Below are 279 nucleotides of genomic sequence, written 5' to 3'. Positions count from 1 at the left end.
GTTCAAGTTCCCGGGCAGGCAGAAGATCCACATCTCCAAGAAATGGGGGTTCACCAAATTCAACGCCGACGCCTTCGAGGAAATGGTGGCCCAGAAACGTTTGATCCCCGACGGCTGCGGGGTGAAATACGTCCCTGGGAGGGGACCCCTGGACCGCTGGAGGGCACTGCACGCAGCGTAGGGACCCCCACCCCAAATGGGGGGGAGGGCACCCCGAAATGAGGGGGGGGAGAAACCCCCAATAGACCCCCACGGGGGGGAATAAAAGGCTGAGTGGAA

The 279-nt window shown here is 61.6% G+C and carries 1 protein-coding gene; it reads left to right on the top strand.

Annotation, left to right across the window (positions count from 1 at the left end; all coding sequences use genetic code 11):
* The coding region (locus L9G74_RS20350) for an uL16 family ribosomal protein (protein ID WP_238898587.1) at positions 1–181 on the top strand (181 nt) is incomplete at its 5' end.
* Positions 182–279: the final 98 nt, after the last annotated feature.

This window comes from Shewanella electrica (assembly GCF_022321485.1).
In the GTDB taxonomy this organism is placed as follows: Bacteria; Pseudomonadota; Gammaproteobacteria; order Enterobacterales; family Shewanellaceae; genus Shewanella; species Shewanella electrica.
This window is presented reverse-complemented; position numbering and strand designations above follow the sequence as displayed.